The sequence below is a fragment of the Aeromonas sp. 82P genome, assembly GCF_051919365.1.
Lineage (GTDB): Bacteria > Pseudomonadota > Gammaproteobacteria > Enterobacterales > Aeromonadaceae > Aeromonas > Aeromonas veronii.
Genome location: NZ_JBQBEV010000001.1, coordinates 1,964,858 through 1,985,025, shown reverse-complemented (window position 1 = coordinate 1,985,025; position 20,168 = coordinate 1,964,858). Strand labels below are relative to the sequence as shown.

General features: G+C 58.1%; 16 protein-coding genes and 1 riboswitch. Of the genes, 3 read left to right on the top strand and 13 right to left on the bottom strand.

Annotation, left to right across the window (positions count from 1 at the left end; all coding sequences use genetic code 11):
* Positions 1-219: 219 nt before the first annotated feature.
* From ACTG2S_RS09205 to ACTG2S_RS09185, 5 genes are all read right to left on the bottom strand, one after another.
* A complete protein-coding gene (locus ACTG2S_RS09205) occupies positions 220-981 on the bottom strand; it encodes a Nif3-like dinuclear metal center hexameric protein (RefSeq protein WP_368157549.1) in 762 nt (253 codons plus the stop codon).
* Between the two features lie 141 nt (positions 982-1,122).
* Entirely contained in the window at positions 1,123-2,466 is a 1,344-nt protein-coding gene (locus tag ACTG2S_RS09200; RefSeq protein WP_110302912.1) for a sigma-54-dependent transcriptional regulator, read from the bottom strand.
* Positions 2,463-3,497, bottom strand: coding sequence for a sensor histidine kinase (locus ACTG2S_RS09195; protein ID WP_005334126.1), 1,035 nt, complete (start codon positions 3,495-3,497; stop codon positions 2,463-2,465). The genes ACTG2S_RS09200 and ACTG2S_RS09195 overlap by 4 nt, the downstream gene beginning before the upstream one ends.
* Before the next feature lie 106 nt (positions 3,498-3,603).
* Complete coding sequence (locus ACTG2S_RS09190) at positions 3,604-5,025, bottom strand: sigma-54 dependent transcriptional regulator (protein ID WP_031227792.1); 1,422 nt, start codon at positions 5,023-5,025, stop codon at positions 3,604-3,606.
* 268 nt (positions 5,026-5,293) lie between these two features.
* A complete protein-coding gene (locus tag ACTG2S_RS09185; protein WP_064338287.1) occupies positions 5,294-6,172 on the bottom strand; it encodes a DUF2726 domain-containing protein in 879 nt (292 codons plus the stop codon).
* A 196-nt stretch (positions 6,173-6,368) separates the two neighbouring features.
* Here ACTG2S_RS09185 and ACTG2S_RS09180 point away from each other — a divergent pair, with 196 nt between their 5' ends.
* From ACTG2S_RS09180 to ppx, 3 genes are all read left to right on the top strand, one after another.
* Positions 6,369-6,884 carry a glycine cleavage system protein R gene (locus ACTG2S_RS09180; protein ID WP_274160368.1) on the top strand — a complete coding sequence of 172 codons (516 nt, stop codon included), beginning with the start codon at positions 6,369-6,371 and terminating at the stop codon, positions 6,882-6,884.
* A 74-nt stretch (positions 6,885-6,958) separates the two neighbouring features.
* Positions 6,959-9,028, top strand: coding sequence for a polyphosphate kinase 1 (ppk1, locus tag ACTG2S_RS09175; RefSeq protein WP_101529450.1), 2,070 nt, complete (start codon positions 6,959-6,961; stop codon positions 9,026-9,028).
* Positions 9,018-10,508, top strand: coding sequence for an exopolyphosphatase (gene ppx / locus ACTG2S_RS09170; RefSeq protein WP_021231053.1), 1,491 nt, complete (start codon positions 9,018-9,020; stop codon positions 10,506-10,508). The genes ppk1 and ppx overlap by 11 nt, the downstream gene beginning before the upstream one ends.
* 60 nt (positions 10,509-10,568) lie before the next feature.
* On the opposite strand, the gene mgtE is transcribed toward ppx, so the two are convergent.
* The 8 genes from mgtE to flgF all read right to left on the bottom strand — a co-directional run bounded on the left by mgtE (position 10,569) and on the right by flgF (position 20,066).
* Complete coding sequence (gene mgtE / locus ACTG2S_RS09165; protein ID WP_021231054.1) at positions 10,569-11,912, bottom strand: magnesium transporter; 1,344 nt, start codon at positions 11,910-11,912, stop codon at positions 10,569-10,571.
* A gap of 122 nt (positions 11,913-12,034) precedes the next feature.
* Positions 12,035-12,204, bottom strand: a riboswitch (M-box (ykoK) riboswitch).
* A gap of 182 nt (positions 12,205-12,386) precedes the next feature.
* Positions 12,387-13,595 (bottom strand): flagellar hook-associated protein FlgL, encoded by a 1,209-nt coding sequence (gene flgL, locus ACTG2S_RS09160; protein ID WP_274161374.1) that lies wholly within the window; start codon positions 13,593-13,595, stop codon positions 12,387-12,389.
* 4 nt (positions 13,596-13,599) lie between these two features.
* Positions 13,600-15,603, bottom strand: a complete 2,004-nt coding sequence (gene flgK / locus ACTG2S_RS09155; RefSeq protein ID WP_274161373.1) for a flagellar hook-associated protein FlgK — start codon at positions 15,601-15,603, stop codon at positions 13,600-13,602.
* 3 nt (positions 15,604-15,606) lie between these two features.
* Entirely contained in the window at positions 15,607-16,680 is a 1,074-nt protein-coding gene (flgJ, locus tag ACTG2S_RS09150) for a flagellar assembly peptidoglycan hydrolase FlgJ (protein WP_274161372.1), read from the bottom strand.
* Positions 16,681-16,723: 43 nt separating this feature from the next.
* The gene (locus ACTG2S_RS09145; RefSeq protein ID WP_005350664.1) at positions 16,724-17,821 is read right to left on the bottom strand and encodes a flagellar basal body P-ring protein FlgI; all 1,098 of its coding nucleotides are present in this window, start codon (positions 17,819-17,821) and stop codon (positions 16,724-16,726) included.
* Between the two features lie 8 nt (positions 17,822-17,829).
* Positions 17,830-18,501, bottom strand: coding sequence for a flagellar basal body L-ring protein FlgH (flgH, locus tag ACTG2S_RS09140; protein WP_005350662.1), 672 nt, complete (start codon positions 18,499-18,501; stop codon positions 17,830-17,832).
* A gap of 14 nt (positions 18,502-18,515) precedes the next feature.
* Positions 18,516-19,304, bottom strand: a complete 789-nt coding sequence (gene flgG, locus ACTG2S_RS09135; protein ID WP_005334158.1) for a flagellar basal-body rod protein FlgG — start codon at positions 19,302-19,304, stop codon at positions 18,516-18,518.
* A 15-nt stretch (positions 19,305-19,319) separates the two neighbouring features.
* Entirely contained in the window at positions 19,320-20,066 is a 747-nt protein-coding gene (gene flgF, locus ACTG2S_RS09130; protein WP_005334159.1) for a flagellar basal-body rod protein FlgF, read from the bottom strand.
* Between the last annotated feature and the right edge of the window lie 102 nt (positions 20,067-20,168).

The window sequence follows — 20,168 nt, the reverse complement described above, 5'->3', positions numbered from 1 at the left end:
ACTAGCATTAGGCCGATGGCCTCCTTTTTATTTCCTGAATTTTCCCACCACAGGCACAGGCTTAAACCTGTTCACGACCTGCAGCGAGAAACCGTCAACAAGGTGAAGAGCAGCACAGGAACCGGAGCGTATGGACATACGTGAGCACTCTTTGCTGTATACATAAGCGAGCAGCACATGAGCCTTGATCACGGTTTCGTAGCCAGATCGTGGACAGGTTTAGACCGGATTGTCGATATCGATAAAGGTCACATCCAGCCCGTGCACAGTTGCCAGCCACTCCCCCAGCGCCTTGACGCCGTAACGCTCGGTGGCGTGATGGCCCGCGGCGTAGAAGTGCATCCCCATCTCGCGGGCGGTGTGAATGGTCTGCTCGGAGGCTTCACCGGAGATAAAGGCATCGATGCCCTGCTCCGCCGCCAGATTGATGTAGCTCTGACCGCCGCCGGTGCACCAGGCCACTGAACGGATAAGCTCGGGGCCGCTGTCGCCACAGTGGAGCGGCTCACGACCGAGACGCTCGGCAATCAGTTTGGCAAAATCGCGGCCGCTCATCGGCTCTTCCAGCTTGCCCACCATGGCGACGCTCTTGCTGTTCCACGGCTCCAGGCCGCGACGCACCTTGATATCGAACAGCTTGGCGAGCTGGGCGTTGTTGCCCACCTCGGGATGGACATCCAGCGGCAAATGGTAGGCAAACAGGTTGATATCGTGGGTCAACAGGGTCTTGAGCCGACGCTGCTTCATACCGGTGATCTGGGCCGGTTCACCGCTCCAGAAGTAGCCGTGATGGACCAGAATGGCATCGGCCTCGGCAGCCACCGCCGCGTCGATAAGCGCCTGACTGGCGGTGACACCGGTCACCACCTTGCGAATGCGCTCGCGCCCCTCCACTTGCAAGCCGTTGGGGCAGTAATCCTTGATGGCGTGCGGTTCGAGCAGATGATTCAGTACGGTTTCGAGTTTTCGATGAGAGATCATAGGGGTCCCTTATTAAGGCTCGGTCCCCTGCTTTACCAATAAAAACAGGGCCCAGGCTCAAAGCGCCAAGGGCCCCATGATAATCGAGCCGGGCCGTCAAGACCATGACAGCCCCCACACAGTGCGGTTTCCCTACATGCCTTAGGCTGGCAGGTCGATCCCCGCCTCCCGCATCTGGGCCAGCTTGTAGCGCAGGGTGCGCGGGCTGATACCGAGTCGGTCGGCCACCGCCTTGCGGCTGCCGTTACAATCTTGCAGGGTGTCGAGGATAATCTGGTGCTCCTGCTGCTTGAGCTCGCTGCCGAGGCGATCGCCACCATAGCTGCGCTCCACGCTGACAAACTCCATCTCCTGCTCATCCAGCTCCTCCAGAATGAGGTGGTCACAATCAATGACCCCGTCCGGGCTGAGGATCAGGGCGCGCTGTACCACGTTGTCCAGCTCCCGCACATTGCCGGGCCAGGGGTGGGCCAGCAGCCGATCCCGCGAGGCATCTGTCAACTGTGGTGTCGGTAGCCCCTGCTGACTGGCATGAAGCGCCAGCAGGTGCTCCGCCAGCGGCAGAATGTCGCCGGGCCGCTCGCACAGGGCAGACCAGCGCAGCGGAAAGACGTTGAGGCGATAGTAGAGATCTTCGCGGAACAGGCCATCCTGCACCGCTTTTTTCAAATCCCGGTTGCTGGTGGCGATGACCCGCACATCCAGCGGGATCATCTTGCGACTGCCGAGCCGCTCCACCTCTTTCTCCTGCAACACCCGCAGCAATTTGGCTTGCAGCCCCTGATCCATCTCGGTGATCTCGTCAAGCAGCAGGGTGCCTCCCTGCGCCTGTTCGAACTTGCCCGGGCACCCCTGTACCGCGCCGGTAAACGCCCCCTTCTCGTAGCCAAACAGGGTCGCCTCCAGCATGTTTTCCGGAATAGCGGCGCAGTTGATGGCGACAAAGGGCTGCTCGGCGCGGCTGGAGTTGTCATGAATGTAACGGGCCAGCACCTCTTTACCCGTCCCGCTCGGGCCGGTCACCATCACGGTCGCTTCGCTTCTGGCAACACGAGTCGCCAGCTGGAACAGCTCGGCAGTTTTCGGATCCCCGTAGACCACGGCGCGTTTCTCCACCTTCTGGGCGGGCACATAGCGGCTGACCTGATTAAGCAGCACCTCCGGCGAAAATGGCTTGGCCAGATAGTCGATGGCCCCTTCACGCATGGCGCGCACCGCACCGTCGATGTTGGCGTAGGCGGTCATCAGCAGCACAGGTATCTGCGGATATTGCTGGCGAATGGTGGCCAGCAGGGTGAGGCCGTCCATCCCCCCCATCTGGATATCGGAGATCACCATGTCAAACGGCTGACGGGAGAGGGCCAGCAGAGCCCGCTCGCCGCTGTCCGCTTCACGGCACTCATAACCGCCGAGCAAAAGGGTATCCACCAGCGCTTCGCGCAGGCCATTGTCATCTTCAACTACCAGGATCCTGGCCTGTGTCATGCTACACCTCCAAGCTGCACCGGTTGCTGGTGCAGGGGGAACGACAGAGTAAAGCAGGTGCCTTCACCGGGAACCGAGGCCACACCGACCTCCCCCTGATGGGCACGCACTACAGATTGCACCACCGCCAGCCCGAGGCCAGTGCCCTGGGAGCGAGTGGTAAAGAAGGGTTCGAATACCTGACCGAGCTGATGGGAAGGGATCCCCTTGCCATTATCGATGACCCGCATCTCCACCCGGGCACCGCTGCGCACCGCGCTGACCAAGAGTGACGTGGCCCCCGCCTGCTGGGCATTGGCAATCAGGTTGTTGATGGCTCCCGCCAACGCGCTGCTGTTGGCCAGCAGACAGAGATCGGGCTCTGGCGCCTCCATGTGCAGCTCGCAGCCCTGTTGCTGACAGAAGGCCTCGGCACCGGCCTGCACTTCGGCCAGCAGCCCTTGTACCGAGATGGGGGTGACCACCTGATTGTCACCGTTGCGGGCAAACAGCAAGATGTCGTTGATCTGCTTCTCCAGATCCTGCAAACGGGCCATCAACTTTTGCTGAAACTGAGTGCGAGATTCCGGCTTGAGGGTGCGGTTGGCCAGATTGGCGGCATAAAGCATGGCAGCGGAGAGCGGTGTGCGGATCTGGTGGGCGAGCGAAGCCGCCATATTGCCCAGCGCCGACAGCCGCTTCATGTGGTTGATGCGGTCTTGCAGTTTACGGGTTTCGGTCAGGTCATTGATAAAGACCAGCTGGCCGGGCTGATCCGGCAGCGGTTGGGTCGAGAGCTGCACCCGGCGCCCGTCGCGCAGGGAGATCTCGTGGCCATCATCCTCGCGCGGCTCGAAGCAGCGGGCAATGATGTGGCGCCAGAGCTCCCCTTCCAGTGGCTCCCCCAGCAGGGAGATGGCCGCCGGATTCGCGCGGGTGACCACCCCTGCCCCGTCAAGTAGCAACACCCCGGTGGGGAGCGCCTTGAAGATGGCATAGAGCTGGCTCACTTCGTGGGACTGGAGTGGCATGTCCTGCTGCTGGATTGTCATAAACCTGACCTCAAACTGGCTATTGGGTCAGGTCATTCAATTTCCATGCCACTAAATTATATGGATTAAAACAATGAATTGCGCATTAGCGTCAAGGCTTTGACCCTCAGACGTCCTTGCTCATCCCGTACTTTTTCATCTTCTCCACCAGGGTGGTACGGCGCATGCCGAGCAGATCGGCGGCGCGGGCCACCACCCCGTCCTGAGACTCCAGCGCCTGACGGATCAGCTCCACTTCGAGGTCGGCCAGCATCTCTTTGAGGTTGACCCCCTCCTCCGGCAGCTGCATGGTACGGGCCGAGGCGAGGGCGTGATCCAGCTCGGGTGGATCCTGGAACACCGCCGCCAGCGCATCCCGTTCATCCATCTCGGTCAGCCGCTCATCCCGCGGCTCGCTCGGCAGCAGGCGATAACGGCTCGGCAGATCGGCCACATCGACGATCTGGTGCGGGTAGAGGATCAGCAATCGCTCCAGCAGGTTGGAGAGCTCGCGCACGTTGCCAGGCCAGGGGTACTGCATCAGCGACTCCAGCGCCCGCTGGGTCAACCGGATAAAGCCGTGGTGCTGCTCGGCATGACGGTTGAGCAGCTCCTGCAGCAGCAGCGGGATATCGTCGATGCGATCCCGCAGCGGCGGCGTCTCAATGGGGAAGACGTTGAGGCGGTAGTAGAGATCTTCGCGGAAACCCTGAGTGCGGATCATCGCCTCCAGATCCCGGTGGGTCGCCGCTATGATGCGCACATCGGCCTGAATGGGCTTGCCGCCACCGACCCGGTCGAACAACCGCTCCTGCAATACCCGCAGCAGTTTGACCTGCATCGGCATCGGCATGTCGCCGATCTCGTCGAGAAACAGGGTGCCCCCCTGCGCCAGCTCGAAGCGACCGCGACGGGCCGCGATGGCGCCGGTAAACGCCCCCTTCTCGTGGCCAAACAGTTCGCTCTCCAGCAATTCGGCCGGAATGGCGCCGCAGTTGATGGGCACGAAGGGGCCGCTGCTGCGGGAAGAGAGTTCGTGGATGGCGCGCGCCACCACCTCTTTACCAGTGCCAGACTCCCCGAGGATCAGCACGTTGGCATCGGTCTCGGCCACTTGGCTGATGAGGCGGCGTACCTCCTGGATCCCCTTCCCTTTACCCACCAGCAAGCGCAGCAGGGCCTGCCCCTTGTCATGGGTCTGCTGACGGGGATGCAAGGAGACGAACGCCTGACAGAAGTGCAAATGACGGGTAAGGGATTCATAGGTAAAGGGCGAGAGCGCGACCCCGATAAAGTTGCTGTTGGGCAGATCGGCCTCAACCAGCGAGAGGAAGGGGGTACGGGGGAAGGCGGCCAGCAGCTCTGACAAGGGACGGTCGGTCAGCTCACCCACCAGCACCCCTTGCAGCGGACCGGAGGATTCGATGGCCACATCCAGATCGCTTTGTGCCACCTCCTGCCACGGGATCCCCATAAACGAGAGCACGGTTCCCAACTGTTGGCGCCGCTGCGCATCGGCATCAACAATCAACACGCCCATCTCCACCATATCCATTCCTCGCGATGTCCTGAACTAACTTATTGTTTTATTTAATGATAAAACAGCTACTGACTGTCTTTTTGCAGGCACACAAAGTGCCAAAATTCCGACACATTGTCAAAAATTGTCGTATTCAGGCTAAGTGTATCGACAGAAACGGGAGATTAGATAAATTTTGCCGAGGAATTTTCTGCATTGGCGCCGTTAACAAACGCCGCCAATAGCGGAAAGAAAACTGCCCTCGTCAGAGGGCAGCATGGGACACGGTGAAGCGCATTCAGTGGCGATTATGATGGTGCGGCGCCGCGTAACGACACTCGGGAAAACGGCTGCAAGCAAGAAAGAGTCGACCGGCGTGGGGGCCTTTTTTCGCCTCCCGCTCCACCAGCGGCGCATCACAACGAGGGCAGTGGTGTACCTCGTGCTCTTCATCATCCTCTACATCGGCGAACAAACCATCGACCAGTTCACCCTCACTCTGCGGCGCCTCCACCGCCCCGTTGGCCTGGATGGTGGGCTCGCGGAGCGACGCAGGCGAGATGGCCTCGGCATGGGGAGTGCGGCCACGCATCCCGGCACCGACATCCACGCCGTCCAGCAACAGAGGGTTGAACGTCGGCTCGCGGCGCGCCCCGTGCGGCAAATCGTCGATCAATGGTTCGCTGGTTTTGACCAGCAGCGGCAGGATCTGTTCGCGCAGCTCTTCCACCAGATAGCTGGCACTTGCCGGGATCTGCAGCAACGGCAGACCGGCGCTGTCGCAGGCGGTTTTCAGAAAGAGATCCCGCGCCTTGCGCTTCTGGTGACGATGGGAGCTGTCATCGAGTTCGATGGCGCAGATAAAGGAGAGATCCGCGGGGTGGCAAAGCAGATAGTCAAAATGCTTGGCACTGATCTTGTTGAAGTGCTGCTGCCATTTGCTTTTACCGATCCCGGCCTGCGGCGTCAGCACATCGGCCACCCGCACCTTGGCAAAGACCCGGGCCTTGTCACCCACCGCCAAATCCAGCACCCCGAGGAAGGAGCGCTCAGCGGGACTGAACAGGGTCTCCTGCACATCATAGGGCAGGCGCTTTTGCTGTCTGCCTCTGCTCCAGAAGATCGCCAGCACAAGCAGCGCCAGCAACAACAATCCCGATAGGACAAGGGTATTCATGAGAGCACGATCCAGTTCACGACACGAAAGGGGAATCACTTTACCACAGCCGCCACGGAGCAAGGCAGCAGACCCGTGTATAGAAAGTGAAAAGTCCCGTCTTTTTATCTATTTGTCAGCAGGCGGGGGTTCATATGACCAGCCCCAGCAGGCACAATAGGGATAGAGCAAGAAATCCCATTTCAAGGAGAGCAGGATGCAAAAACAATTGGTGGTCACCGTGATCGGTGCAGACAAACCCGGGATCGTCGAGAGTCTGGCTGCAGTCATCAGCCGCGAGCAGGGTAACTGGCTGGGCAGCGCCATGAGCGAACTGGCGGGCCAGTTTGCCGGTATCCTCCATGTCTCTGTCCCCGATGAGCACTATCGCAGCCTGTGCGAAGCACTGGCCCTGCTACCGGATCTGACCATCAGCTTTGCCGAAGGGACACCGACCGCCGAGCCAGCCCATCAAGTCATGATGACGGTGACCGGCAACGACCGCCCCGGCATCGTCCATGAAGTAGCCAGCATCCTGCGCCAGCTCGAGATCAACGTGGCCGATCTCACCACCGGCTGTGAACCGGCTCCCCACTCCGGCGCCCCACTCTTCTATGCCCATGCGCTGGTAGCCCTGCCCGACGAGCTCGCGATGGATACGCTTATCACCGCGCTGGAATCCCTCTCCGACGATCTGGTGGTCGACATCGACGAAGCGTTCAGCGAGCAGTAACAATACTGTCATTTATTTGTCATATATTAACGCCATAACTGCCGCGCAGACGCGACCTGAAACAGAGGCACAAGATGAGCACCGACAAGCAGTATGAAGAGAAAGAGCTGAGCTGGCTCTCATTCAATGAACGGGTGTTGCAAGAGGCAATGGACAAGACGGTGCCCCTCATCGAGCGGGTTCGTTTTCTGGGGATCTTCTCCTCCAACCAGGATGAGTTCTTCAAGGTACGGGTATCGGACGTCAAGCGCCGCATCCTCATCAATGAAGTACATGGTGGCGACGATGAAGCGAAAGTGCTGCTGCGCGCCATCCAGCAGAAGGTGATGGCGCTCGGTGAAGCGTTCGACAACACCTATAAGGAACTGTTGATTGCGCTCGCTCGCCACAACATCTTCCTGGTCAACGAGAACCAGCTCTCCGATGCCATTCAGAAGTGGCTGCGGGTCTTCTTCAAGGAGAAGGTGCTGCGTCACATCATCCCGATCCTGCTCAACAAGGAGGTCAATCCGGTCAAATTCCTCAAGGATGAGTACACCTATCTGGCCATCGAGATGAAGAAGAACGGTCAGGTGATCCAGTACGCCCTGGTGGAAGTGCCGACCGACGACCTGCCCCGCTTCTTCCAGCTGCCGCCTGAAGGGACCCGCCGCAAGAAGCAGATCATCATTCTGGATAACGTCATCCGCTTCTGCCTCGACGAGATCTTCAAAGGCTTCTTCGACTACGACGAGATTGCCGCCTATGCGGTGAAGCTGACCCGGGATGCCGAATATGATCTCTCCGACCAGCTGGACTTGAGCCTGGTGGACAAGATGAGTGACGGCTTGAAGCAGCGCCTCACCGCCATGCCGGTGCGCTTCGTCTACGAGCGGGAGATGCCCGCTGCCATGATAAGCTTCCTGAAACTCAAGCTGCAGATCAGCTCCTACGACGCCATCATGCCGGGTGGGCGTTACCATAACTTCAAGGATTTCATCGGCTTCCCCAACGTGGGTCGTGACTATCTGGAAAACCCCAAGCTGCCAGCCCTCGATTGCCGCGATTTTGACGGCTTCGTCAACGCCTTCGATGCGATTACCAAGCAGGATATCCTGCTCTACTACCCGTATCACAAGTTCCACCACTTCACCGAGCTGGTGCGCCAGGCGGCGTTCGACCCAGCGGTGAGCGCCATTCGCATCAACATTTATCGGGTGGCCAAGAAGTCGCGGATCATCCACTCCCTCATCGATGCCGCCAACAACGGCAAGAAGGTGACCGTGGTGGTCGAGCTGCGCGCCCGTTTCGACGAGGCGGCCAACATCGACTGGGCCAACATCCTTACCGATGCCGGGGTCAAGGTGGTGTTCGGGGTGCCGAGCCTCAAGATCCACTCCAAGCTCTGCCTCATCACCCGCCACGAAAATGGCGAGCCGGTGCGCTACGCCCATATCGGCACCGGGAACTTCAACGAGAAGACCGCCAAGATCTACACCGACTTCTCGCTGCTGACCCGCAATCCGGATATCACCGCCGAAGTGGAAGGGGTGTTTGAATACATCGAGTACCCCTATAAGCGTTACAAATTCAACCACCTGCTGGTCTCCCCCATCAACAGCCGCCGTCAGCTCTATCGTCTCATCGACAACGAGCTCTCCAACGCCAAGGCGGGCCAGCCGAGCGGCATCATCCTCAAGATCAACAATCTGGTGGACAAGGATCTCATCAACCGTCTCTATGCCGCCGGGCAGGCGGGAGTACCGATCCAGATGATCATCCGTGGCATGTGCGCCCTGCGCCCGGGCGTACCGGGCCTCAGTGACAACATCAAGGTGATCAGCATCATAGACCGCTTCCTCGAGCACCCGCGGGTGATGGTGTTCCACAACAAGGGAAACCCCCAGCTCTATATCTCCAGCGCCGACTGGATGAGCCGCAATATCGACGGCCGTATTGAGGTGGGCACCCCCATTTATGATGAGCGCCTCAAGCAGCGCATCATGGACATTCTCGAGCTACAACTGAGTGATACCTGCAAGGCGCGGGTCATTGATGCCGACCAGCAGAACGAATATGTGAAGCGGGGCAACCGCCGCAAGATCCGCTCTCAGGTGGCGATTTACGACTATCTCAAACGTATCGAGTCAAACAATGGACAATAGTCTCTATGCCGCCGTGGATCTCGGCTCCAACAGTTTTCACATGGTGATCGCCCATCTGAGCGAAGGGCGTTTTCGCATCGTCGATCGCATCAAGGAGCGGGTGCGGCTGGCGGAAGGGATGGATGAGCAGAAGCGGATGAGCCCGGAGGCGATGGAACGCGGCCTCGCCTGCCTGTCGCTGTTTGCCGAGCGCCTCACCAACATCAAGCCGGATCAGATCCGCATCGCAGGTACCTATACCCTGCGCCGCGCCAGCAACGCCCGCGAATTTGTGAGTGAAGCAGCCAAGGTGCTCAACCACCCCATTGAGATCATAAGCGGGCAGGAAGAAGCACGGCTCATCTATCAGGGGGTTGCCCATACCCAGCATATCGAGGGCCAGGTACTGGTGATCGATATCGGCGGCGGCAGCACCGAGCTCATCATCGGTGAAGGGTTTGAACACAAGGCCCTTACCAGTCGCAAGATGGGCTGCGTCAGCTTTACCCAGAGCTTCTTTGCCAGCGGCAAGCTGAACGACAAGCACTTCACCAATGCCGTGCTGGAGGCGCAGCACCAGCTCGCCCCCATCGTCAACCAGTACCGCAAGCTGGGCTGGCAGAGCTGCCTTGGCAGCTCAGGCTCCATTCGTACGGTACGGGATGTACTGCAAGGCGAAGGGCTGACTGACGGCAGCATTACGCTGGAGGGGCTGGAGCGGCTCAAGGCGCTGATGATTGAGCGCAAGCGAGTCGATAACCTCAAGCTGACAGGGCTTACCGAGGAGCGTCAGGAGGTGTTTGCCGCCGCAGTGGCCATCCTGCTCGGGCTGTTTACCTCGCTGCCCATCGAGCGGCTCGACTACTCCGATGGAGCTCTGCGCGAAGGATTGCTGTATGAGTTCGAGGAGCGCTTGCAGCACCACGATATTCGCGAGCGCACCGCACAAGCGCTAGGCACCCACTACCGGATGGACCGCAAACAAGCAGCCCGGGTGGAGCAGAGCGTGCTGACGCTGTTTGATGCCTTGCAAGAGCCCTGGCAGATGGAGATAGAGCCCTATCGAGCCATCCTCGGCTGGGCGGCGCGGCTGCACGAAATTGGCCTTGCCATCAACTACAGCGGCATTCATCGCCACTCCGCCTATATCCTGCAACACACCGACCTGCCCGGCTTCAACCAGGACGATCAGGCTCTGCTAGCGGCGCTGGTACGCTTTCAGCGCAAGGGGCTCAAGCTCTCCGAACTGCCGCCACTGCCCAACCACGACATGCAGACGGTGCTGCGCTGCATCCGCATCCTGCGCCTCGCAGTCGCCGCTCACCACAAGCGCCAGGACAACCTGCTGCCCGAGTGGAAAGTCGCAGTGCAAGGGGATCAGCTGGTCGTGACCCTGCCGATCGACTGGTGCGAGGAGAACCGTCTCCTGATGCAGAATCTGGAGAAGGAGCACCGCTACTGTCAGGAGCAGGGCTGGCCACTGCTGTTCCAGCTCGGCTAAACCGGAAAGATAAATGAAAAAGGCAGCCCACTGGCTGCCTTTTGCATCTCAATCTCCCGGTTACTGCAACTCGGGCAACAACCACTTGGCCATCTCGAAGTAGATGATAAGGCCGGTACCATCCACCAGCGTCGCGATGAATGGCGCAGAGACCACCGCCGGATCGATGCGGAAACGACGCAGCACCATGGGAATAATGGATGCGACCGTGGCACTCCAGAGCACGATGGCGATGATGGTAAAGGTCACCACCATGCCAATCTGGGGACCGACGCCGAGACTCCATGCCCGTACCCAGGCCGCCATGGCAATGGCACCCGAGATGAGCAAACCGGTGGAGAGCTCCTTTTTCAGCACTGTGCCGAGATTGCGCAGACTCACCTCCCCGACCGCCATGGCTCGTACTATGGTGGTGGTGATCTGGGTGCCGCTGTTACCACCAGTACCGATCAGCAAGGGGATAAAGAAGGCCAGCGCGATGGCCGCTTCCAGCTGCTCCTCAAATGCCCGCAGCACGGTGCCGGTGTAGGCTTCCGCCACAAACAGGATAAGCAGCCAGCCCACCCGTTTGCGCCACAGCTGCCAGGGCGTCGCCTGCAAGTAAGGGGTATCGAGCGGTGATGAGCCCCCTTGCATCTCGGCATCCTCGGTGGATTCGAGCTCCAGAATATCCGCCGCATCATCGACGTGGAAAATACCGACCAGTCGCCCCTGATCCTCGACAGGCAATACCGACAGGTCGCGGTCGATCAGCAGGCGCGCTGCCAACTCCTGATCCGCACGGGCGTTGATCCGCACCGTCTCCCGATCCATCAGTGTCGCGACGTTGGCCAGCGGGTCGGCGATCAGCAAGGTCTTGAGGGAGAGGCTCCCTTGCAGACGACCATCCCCGTTGACCACATAGATATGGCGAAACAGCTGGGCATTATCCCAGGCATCGTGGATCAGCTGTTTGGCGTGACCGACCGTGTCCTCCTCCCGCACAGCCAGATATTCGTGGCGCATGTTGGCCCCCACCGACTCGGTGGGCCAATCCAGCAGGGAGTAATACATGGCCTGCGCCTGGGTCGGGAAGCGAGCCAGCAACATGGTGCGATCCTGACGACTCAGTTTGCGCAGGATGGCGACCATCTCGCGGCGGGGAATGGCCTCCTGCAACACGCTGACGATGCTGCCATGGAGCCGCTGCAACAGGCGCCCGGCACTCTCGGCCGAGAGTGAACCAAGCAGTTCGGCACCTTGCGGAATTGGCAGGGTATCAAAGATACAGTTGAGCTCTTCCGGACGCAGGGTCAGCAGTTGATCGGCGCGCTGAACCGGATCCAGATTATGTTCCAGCCAACCCTGCAGGGCGGCCAGATCGAGCAGTTGGTGACGGTTAAGAATGGTATGTGTTTTCTTCATCACAGATATCCTCATGTGATTTCAGGCGAACCTGAATGCCTCCGGAAATAGCCGGATGCAACGACAAGAAAACAGCAATTTGATTGACGAGTAATAGGCAGGAAATGACGCCGTTCGGCGTGTCATCATCCCCACGTACCAGCTTTAGCACTGTATAACGTATCCGGCATGCCGGAAGCCACTTGGGTTTACACCTTAATCCGATGAAAACTGTCCTGATCTTGGGCGTCTCTGGACGTCGTGAGATCAGTGGCCTGTGTTTATACAGGAGCCTCGCCTAACGAGATGCTGCAAATAATACGCACAACCCTCTGTTGTGCGGGCGGCATGATTATCCAATCCCGCAGAGAGGTCAACCCCGCAACCACCATTAAATGGGCAACGGCAACAGCTTGTTACAATTGGCAGGAGATGACACGGAACCAATTTTCATAGTCTGGACAAAAAAAAGGCCCCAAAGGGGCCCTTCTTTAATTAGCGAATATAGTCAAATAGCGTCAGACGGCTTATTTTGCTGAAAGAGAGTTGCGAGGCACTCAATGCCGCATCCTCTTTTGACAGCGCGGAGATCACTTCATAGAGATCCGCTTCCGACACCTTGGCTCTCGCCTCGGCGTTGAGGGTACTCAACCCCTCGTTAGAATCCATGACTGCCTCGAGACTGTTCATCCTGCCCCCCAACTCCCCCAATCCATGATCGATATTCAGGCGGGCATTTTTCATATGAACGGTGGCATCTGCCACTTCCAGCGCAAAGTTGTCAGCGGTAATAGCGGGATCACGCAAGGCGGTAATAAAATCCGACATCCCGTTCAGCACGTTGTCATTCTTCGGTGGGTTAAGGTCAAACTGCTGAGCCGCACCACCTGCAGGCAAATCAAGGGTCAACTCCAGACCATTGAAGGGGATCTTGGTGCCAGCAGTGTAGTTACCCGTTTGCAGGGTTGTACCACCGGCATCCTTGATATCATAGGTATCAGGCGGACCTATGGTGGTTGATACAGTATAAGTGTTGCTGGGCAGTGCAAAGTTATAATTGGACTTATAGAAATTATCAAAGTTGCCCTGATCACCGACTCCGACCTTGATATTTGCGGTGGTTGCACTGGCAGTTCTTCTGGTCGCCACAATTTCAAACAGATCCTGCCCGGAATCATTGGCAGCAATTTGTACTGTGGGTGAGACCTGAATATTTCGCTGACCAGGGTCCCCCTGATAGATATACTTTCCGTTGGCGTCTTTGATATATGGCTGGGTCTTGCTCTGATTGCCGCCAAATATAAATTCACCCGAAGAGTTTTTGCTATTCATCAGATCAAACATTTGTTGCTGCAACCCTTCCAGCTCGCTGGCTATGGCCTTGCGATCATCCATGCTGATAGCGCCATTATTTGACTTCTGGATCAGGGTCTGGGCACTAAGCATCGCATTATTAATCGACGTTAATACCGTCTCCTCATGTCCCAGGCTGTTTTCCAGCAAGCTGCCATTGACACTGTACTGCTTGAACAGGTCAATCTCCTTGGTCAGTGCCATCTTCTGGCTCATCCCCGCGGGATCTTCGCCGGCAGTCTGAAATTTATTACCGGTTTGCAGCTGTTGGTAGGCAGTATTCAACCGCTCGTTGGCACTGTTGAGGGAATAGATATTCCGGTCGTAGATCATGTTGGTGGTGATGCGCATGACGTTACCTCACGGAAGAGAGCAGTGTATCGAAAATGGTTTTGGCCGTGCTGACGATTTGCGCCGATGCCGCATAGGATTGCTGGAAGCGGATCAGATTGGCCGCCTCCTCCTCCAGATTGACCCCTGACACACTTTCAAAGATGCCGGTGCTCTGGATAAGCTTGGACTCATTGGCCTTGAGCAACGTTTTTGCCTGACTGGTATTGTTACCCACTTCCATCACCAACCCGGAATAGGCCTGATTGAAGGTCATCTTGTCATTGGTCGTCCCACCATTGGTGCTCTTGCGCACCAGATCCTTGTTTTGCAGCTCGGCCAGAACCAGGCCATTGCTGTTATCGGCAAAGCCATTGCTGTTGTAACTGAGCTTGAAGCTGTCAGCAGCATCCACCGTGCCGGTGATACTGAACTCGTAGCCGGGAGCCTGTTTCGGGTTGGCATAGACCGCAGTCCCAATGGGGAAGGGGTTAATCATCGCTGACATCAGGTCTTGCCCTTTGCTGCTCGCGGGGGCCGTGCCAATCAAGGTAGTACCATCGGATTGAAACACCTGATAGTTACCACTGCCATCGATTTTAACCACCTGGGGCGCTGTCGGGCTCAGGCTATTGGTCCCAAAACCTGACCCCGCACCGGTATTGAATACGCCACCCAGTTTGATATCCGCCCCGCCGCCATTATTGGTGGTCTTTTCCGCTTTAAGCGGAGAGGCCAAGGCCAAGTCTTCCGGTCGGGTGATCAGCTGACCCAGACCGGCGGCCGCACTTTTGGTCGGTTGCAGCAACAGTCTGTCACCCGCAGCCGGCGCACCGGTGAGATCGATGGAAATGCCGTGCCCCGTGAGTTCAAACGTTGCAGGAGGGGTCGAGCCAGTCGCCACAGAGGTTCGATTACCAGACTTGTCCAGCGAGAACACCTCATAACCGGCGGCGCTGCTAAAGCGCACTTCGTAATCAAACGGGGTCACTGATGTCCCCTTACCCGGCACGAAGCTGACATTCGCCCCGACCGTCCCCGTGTTGTCGTCGTAGGGTAATCCCTTGCTGGTTGGCAGGGTGAAGATATCACCGCCAATTTCATTATCCAGGTCCATCCCGAGGCGGTTCTGCTGGTTCATTGCATCGGCCATCGCCACGGCCAGCTGCCCCAGTTCGCGCTTGGTAGGTTCAAGGTCGTTACGTGCTTTGAAAAGGCCTCCCACGGCGCCACCAAAGGTCTCGTTGTCAATAAGCGCCTCATTATCACCCAAAGTTAATTGCAGCTCTAAATCTCTCGAATCAGGATCACTGGGCATCACTTTAAACTGAGCCACGCCGCCGTTTAGTACCAACGAGTGGCCAGTGCTCATATTGACCAGCATGCTGCCGTTGGGTTGGGCTACGGTGCGAATATCCATCTTCTCCGACAGCTGGCGGATCGCCTCATCCCGCTGATCAAACAGCATCAGGTTCTCTTCGGGTGACCCCTGGGTGCGGATGATGGCCTGATTAAGATCATTGATGCTGGTGAGCAGGCTGTTGACCTGCTTGGTTTCATCTTCAATGCGGGTGTTGAGGGTATCGCTCTGCTTGTCGAGCTGCGCCGAGAGGGTATGAAAACGGTTGACCATGCCACTCAACTCCGTCATCACCACCTTGCGCCCACCGATCTCGGCAGGCGATTCATTGGCTGAGTGAAATGACTTGAAGTAGGAGGTGATGGCCGCCCCCACGCTGTTGCTGGTATCCCCAAGCAAGCTGTCAACTCCAGCCAGCTGTTCATAATGGGTCAGGGAGGCATGATAGGCAGAGGTATCACGGCGCACCTCCCCCTGCATATAGTCGTTGATTACCCGCTGGGTCTTGATGTCACCGGTCCCCAGACCGATGGTATTGGTATACACCAGCGTACGCTCACGCACATAGCCCTGGCTATTGACGTTCACTATGTTGTTACTGGTGGTCTGCAGCAGGCGTTGCTGTGCCAGCACGCCCGATGAACCAATCCCAAGCAGGTCGCTTGCCATACGTTACAGCTCCATCTCGTTGTATTGGGCAATGGCGTCACTGCGCAATACCTGTTTCAATTTTCTGGCGTAGTGCGGGTCGGTGGCATAACCCGCCTGTTGCAGCGCCTCAAAGTAGCGATCAGGACTATCCACCTTCGCCAGGGCTCCCTTGTAGCGAGAGCCGGAAGTGAGGAAGTCCACGTAGTCGTTGAAGCTCTCTTCAAACGACTCATAGGAGCGAAATGCCGCTTTCTGGCGGGAGGCGACGCCTTGCTCATACTCGAGCGTGCTGACCACAGCCTTTGGCCCTTCCCAGCGCGGATCGGCCTTGATGCCAAACAGGTTATGGGTCACCTGCCCCTCGCCATCCTTGATCACCCGCTTGCCCCAACCGCTCTCCAGTGCCGCCTGGGCGACCAGTACCGCCGGGCTTAACCCCAGCTTGTCGGCCGCTTTCTTGGCCAGCGGCATCAGGCGATTAACGAACTCTTCCGGTGTATCGAACTCTTTGCCCCCACTACCGGTGGCTCTGCCCTCTTCGCTGGCCATGCGTCCCATGGGCGGAATGCTGCGGTGCGGTCGACGGGGCATAGTGAGTGCGTGGCTCTCCTTGACCTCCTCGGTCATCTCTCTTTCAGCAAAATCTTTGCCAACTTTTGATGCCGCGATCAAATCATCGGCAGCGGCCGTGGGTGGCTGATAGGGTTTGTAGGTCCGTTCGGTACGCTGCGGCATCTTGAGCACCCGTCCATCCTGATGGGTAAAGGTCTCGGGAGAGAGCTGCTTGGCCACCATGTCAGCCAATCCCAGTCCCCCCTTGCTGGACATGTCGGCAACCCGCTGCTCATCCAGCATCCCTTCATAGAACTGGGTATAGCTGCTGTTCATCGGGTTGTCCTGAGTCAACACCCCGTTGGCCTGACGCATGCTCTGAAACAGCATCTGGGTAAAGATTGACTCGAACTGACGTGACGCACTCTTGAGCGCTTCGGCCTGCCCCTCTTTGCTTTGGCTCATCTGGCGCAGACGGTCCAGGTTCTTGATATCCTGTACCATCCCGAGATTCATGCCGCTGTTGCTGTCAAACTCCGCCATTTTGCTTACCTCATTGCCACCCGTGGCAACCACTTGCCGCTTGTTACAATATGACCAGTTGCCCCTCGATGGCGCCTGCCTGCTGCAGCGCCTCAAGGATGGCCATCAAATCACCGGGGGCGACCCCGACCTGATTGACCGCCCGGACCAGATCATCCAGGGTCGCACCGGTATCAAACTTGAACATCCGCCCCGGCTCCTGCTGGACATTGATGGTCGAGTTGTTGGTCACCGTCGTCTCTCCTCCCGCCAGCGGGTTGGGCTGGGAGACCTGCTGGTTTTCGGCGATGGTCACCGTCAACCCGCCATGGCTGATGGCCGCCGGTTTGAGCTTGACCTGACTGCCGATCACTATGGTGCCGGTGCGGGAGTTGACGATGATCTTGGCCGCCTCATTGGCCGGATCCACCTCCAGATTCTCGATGGTGGCGAGATAGGAGACCCGCTGGCCCGGATCCCGCGGGGCATAGACCTTGACCGAGGTGGCATCGAGCGCCTGAGCGGTATTGGGCCCCACCAGATCGTTGACCACATCGGCCAGACGGCGCGCAGTGGTAAAGTCGGGTCGGTTAAGGTTGAAGGTGATGGTGTCCCCCTGACTGAAGGAGTTGGGCACCTCCCGCTCCACGGTCGCACCGTTGGCAATCCGCCCGACGGTCGGGGTATTGATCACTACCTTGGAACCATCAGCCCCCTCGGCCCCCAGACCACCGACCACCAGACTGCCCTGGGCGACCGCATAGACCCGCCCATCGAGCCCTTTCAGGAAGCTTTGCAACAGGGTGCCGCCCCGCAGGCTCTTGGCCTCGCCAATGGCCGACACCGTTACGTCGATGGTCTGGCCCGGCTTGGAGAAGGGGGGCAGGTCGGCATGGATCGCCACCGGCGCCACATCCTTGATCTTGGGCTTGATGTTATCCGGCACCTTGATGCCAAAATTGTTGAGCATGGTACGGAAGGTCTGCTCGGTGAAGGCGTTGTTCTTCTCGCCAGTGCCGGGCAACCCCACCACCAGACCGTAACCAATCAGCTGGTTGTTACGCACCCCTTCAACCGAGCTGATGTCCTTGATCCGGGCCGCATTGGCCACACCCAAGGGCAGCAGACAGCAAAGCAGAGTGACAAGACGGAGTGACTTCATAACATCTCCTAGAGCGGCCACCAGGGACCATTGAAAAAGCTGGTAAGCCACCCTTGCTCCTGGCTATTGGCCAGATCGCCGGTACCACCGTAGTAAATGCGGGCATTGGCCACTTTCTGGGACGAAACGCTGTTATCAGACGTCACGTCCTCCGGGCGAATAAGGCCGGTGATCCGGATATATTCATTGCCATTATTAAGCATGATCCACTTCTCGCCGCGCACCACCAGATTGCCGTTGGGCAGCACCTTGGCCACGCTGACCGAAATATTGCCCTGCAGGCTGTTGCTCTGATCCGCCTTGGCCTGGCCCTTGAACGCGCTGTCTTGAGCAATGGAGGCAGAGAGATCATAGGGACTGGCGGTCACGGGCACGCCACCCAATTTGACCGGGTCCAGATTGAACTTGTTATTCTTGCCACTCTGGGTATTGGCCTTTTTCGAGGCGGAGGTCGACTCCGACAACTCGATGGTAATGATGTCGCCTACCTTGTGTGCCTTGATATCCGAATAGATGCCATTGACCTGATCCGGCTGGAAAATCGCCCCTGTCGGTCGCACCGACACCGGCTCCGACTCCCCGTAGACGGGGGAAAACTCGGGATCATCAGGCTTGGGCGTATTGGGAGTGCTGCTACACCCTCCCAGCACCAACAATCCCAGCATCCATACGGCTTTCATCATGCACCTCCTAATTAGGTACGCTGGATCAGGAAGGACATCATGCCGTCCACGGCGGAGAGCACCTTGGAGTTCATCTCGTAAACCCGCTGAGCCTGAATGAGGTTCACCAGCTCTTCGGTCACGTTGACGTTGGAAGTCTCCAGCATCCCCTGCTTGATCACCCCCAAGCCATCGGCACCGGCAGTCCCCTGAGCGGCAGCACCACTGGATTGGGTCTCGACAAACATGTTCTCCCCCATCGGCTGCAAGCCGCTGGCGTTGACGAAGTCGGAGATGTTGATCTGACCGACAACCTGAGAAGCGCCATCGCCCTTGAGCTGCACCGAGACCTGGCCATCTTCACCCACCGTAACGCTCTGGGCGTTTTCCGGGATCTGGATTTCCGGTTGCAGCGGGTAGCCATTACCCGGGGTCACTATGGTCCCTTCATCGTTGAGGGTGAACTGACCGTTACGGGTATAGGCCGCACTGCCATCCGGCAGCTGAATTTCAAAGTAGCCACGACCACTGATCATCAAATCGAGCGAGTTGTCAGTGGTTTGTACGTTACCCTGACTGTGGTTTTTCTGGGTCGCCACCACCTTGGCACCCGCCCCCAGCATCAAGCCGGAGGGGAGCTCGGTATCGGCAGAAGAGCGGCCACCGGGCTGGTTGATGTTTTGATACAGCAGATCTTCAAAGATGGCCCGTGACTTTTTAAAGCCCACGGTGCTGGCGTTCGCCAGGTTGTTCGAGGTGACCGAAATATTGGTCTGCTGTGCATCCAACCCGGTCTTGCTGATCCAGAGTGCAGGATTCATAGTGTAACTCCTTGATTAGCTGATTCGCAGCAGTTGGGTTTGAGCTTCATCATTCTCTTCGGCCGTCTTCATGATTTTGACCTGGGTTTCGAACTGGCGTTGCAGCCGGATCAGGTTGGTCATCTCATCCACCACATTGACGTTGCTCCCCTCAAGGGAGCCGGCAATCAGGCCGACATTGGCAGAGGCGGGTTCATTCTGGCCATCCTTGCGGCGAAACAGGCCATCTTGCCCCTTCTCCACCGCATCGGCGGCCGGGTTGACCAGCTTGATCCGCTGAAAATCTTCCGGCAAGTTGGCGGCAGCCCCTTCCGGTCGACCGCTGATGGTGCCATCCCGATTGATCTCGAGTTTCTCCATCGGCATCGGCAACACGATTGGCTGACCGCCGTCATCCACCACATTCAGGCCGGTCGAGGTCTGCAAGTTGCCGGTCGCATTGACCTGCAAATTCCCCATGCGGGTATAGGCCTCGCCCCCCTTGGGATCCTGCACGGCAATCCAGCCCGGCCCATCCACCGCCACGTCCAGATCCCGTCCGGTGGTCATCAGCATGCCATGCTGCAGGTTCTGACCCGGGCGCTCAGCCATGGCAAACACCCGGCTTGGCAAGCCCTCTCCGAACGCCTGCATGCTTCTAGCCTGCTCAAAATCGGACTTGAAGCCGGTGGTATTGGCATTGGCGAGGTTGTTGCCGCGAACAGCCAAGCTGTTCATGGTCTCTTTGGCCCCGGACATGGCGATATAAAGCAGGTGATCCATGGAATTCTCCGTCAAACAGATGACTCTGACAGGAGAAATGCAATTAGAGTGCCAATAGCAGAAATATGGAGGGATAAGGATGGGAATGCGACAGAAACAGAG

Coding starts and splice junctions, on each gene's coding strand:
- ACTG2S_RS09145 (WP_005350664.1), bottom strand. CDS start 17,821: ATGAAGTCACTCCGTCTTGTCACTCTGCTTTGCTGTCTGCTGCCCTTG.
- flgL (WP_274161374.1), bottom strand. CDS start 13,595: ATGCGCATCACCACCAACATGATCTACGACCGGAATATCTATTCCCTC.
- mgtE (WP_021231054.1), bottom strand. CDS start 11,912: ATGAAGAAAACACATACCATTCTTAACCGTCACCAACTGCTCGATCTG.
- flgH (WP_005350662.1), bottom strand. CDS start 18,501: ATGAAAGCCGTATGGATGCTGGGATTGTTGGTGCTGGGAGGGTGTAGC.
- flgG (WP_005334158.1), bottom strand. CDS start 19,304: ATGAATCCTGCACTCTGGATCAGCAAGACCGGGTTGGATGCACAGCAG.
- ppx (WP_021231053.1), top strand. CDS start 9,018: ATGGACAATAGTCTCTATGCCGCCGTGGATCTCGGCTCCAACAGTTTT.
- ACTG2S_RS09185 (WP_064338287.1), bottom strand. CDS start 6,172: ATGAATACCCTTGTCCTATCGGGATTGTTGTTGCTGGCGCTGCTTGTG.
- ACTG2S_RS09190 (WP_031227792.1), bottom strand. CDS start 5,025: ATGGTGGAGATGGGCGTGTTGATTGTTGATGCCGATGCGCAGCGGCGC.
- ppk1 (WP_101529450.1), top strand. CDS start 6,959: ATGAGCACCGACAAGCAGTATGAAGAGAAAGAGCTGAGCTGGCTCTCA.
- ACTG2S_RS09180 (WP_274160368.1), top strand. CDS start 6,369: ATGCAAAAACAATTGGTGGTCACCGTGATCGGTGCAGACAAACCCGGG.
- flgJ (WP_274161372.1), bottom strand. CDS start 16,680: ATGGCGGAGTTTGACAGCAACAGCGGCATGAATCTCGGGATGGTACAG.
- ACTG2S_RS09205 (WP_368157549.1), bottom strand. CDS start 981: ATGATCTCTCATCGAAAACTCGAAACCGTACTGAATCATCTGCTCGAA.
- flgF (WP_005334159.1), bottom strand. CDS start 20,066: ATGGATCACCTGCTTTATATCGCCATGTCCGGGGCCAAAGAGACCATG.
- flgK (WP_274161373.1), bottom strand. CDS start 15,603: ATGGCAAGCGACCTGCTTGGGATTGGTTCATCGGGCGTGCTGGCACAG.
- ACTG2S_RS09200 (WP_110302912.1), bottom strand. CDS start 2,466: ATGACACAGGCCAGGATCCTGGTAGTTGAAGATGACAATGGCCTGCGC.
- ACTG2S_RS09195 (WP_005334126.1), bottom strand. CDS start 3,497: ATGACAATCCAGCAGCAGGACATGCCACTCCAGTCCCACGAAGTGAGC.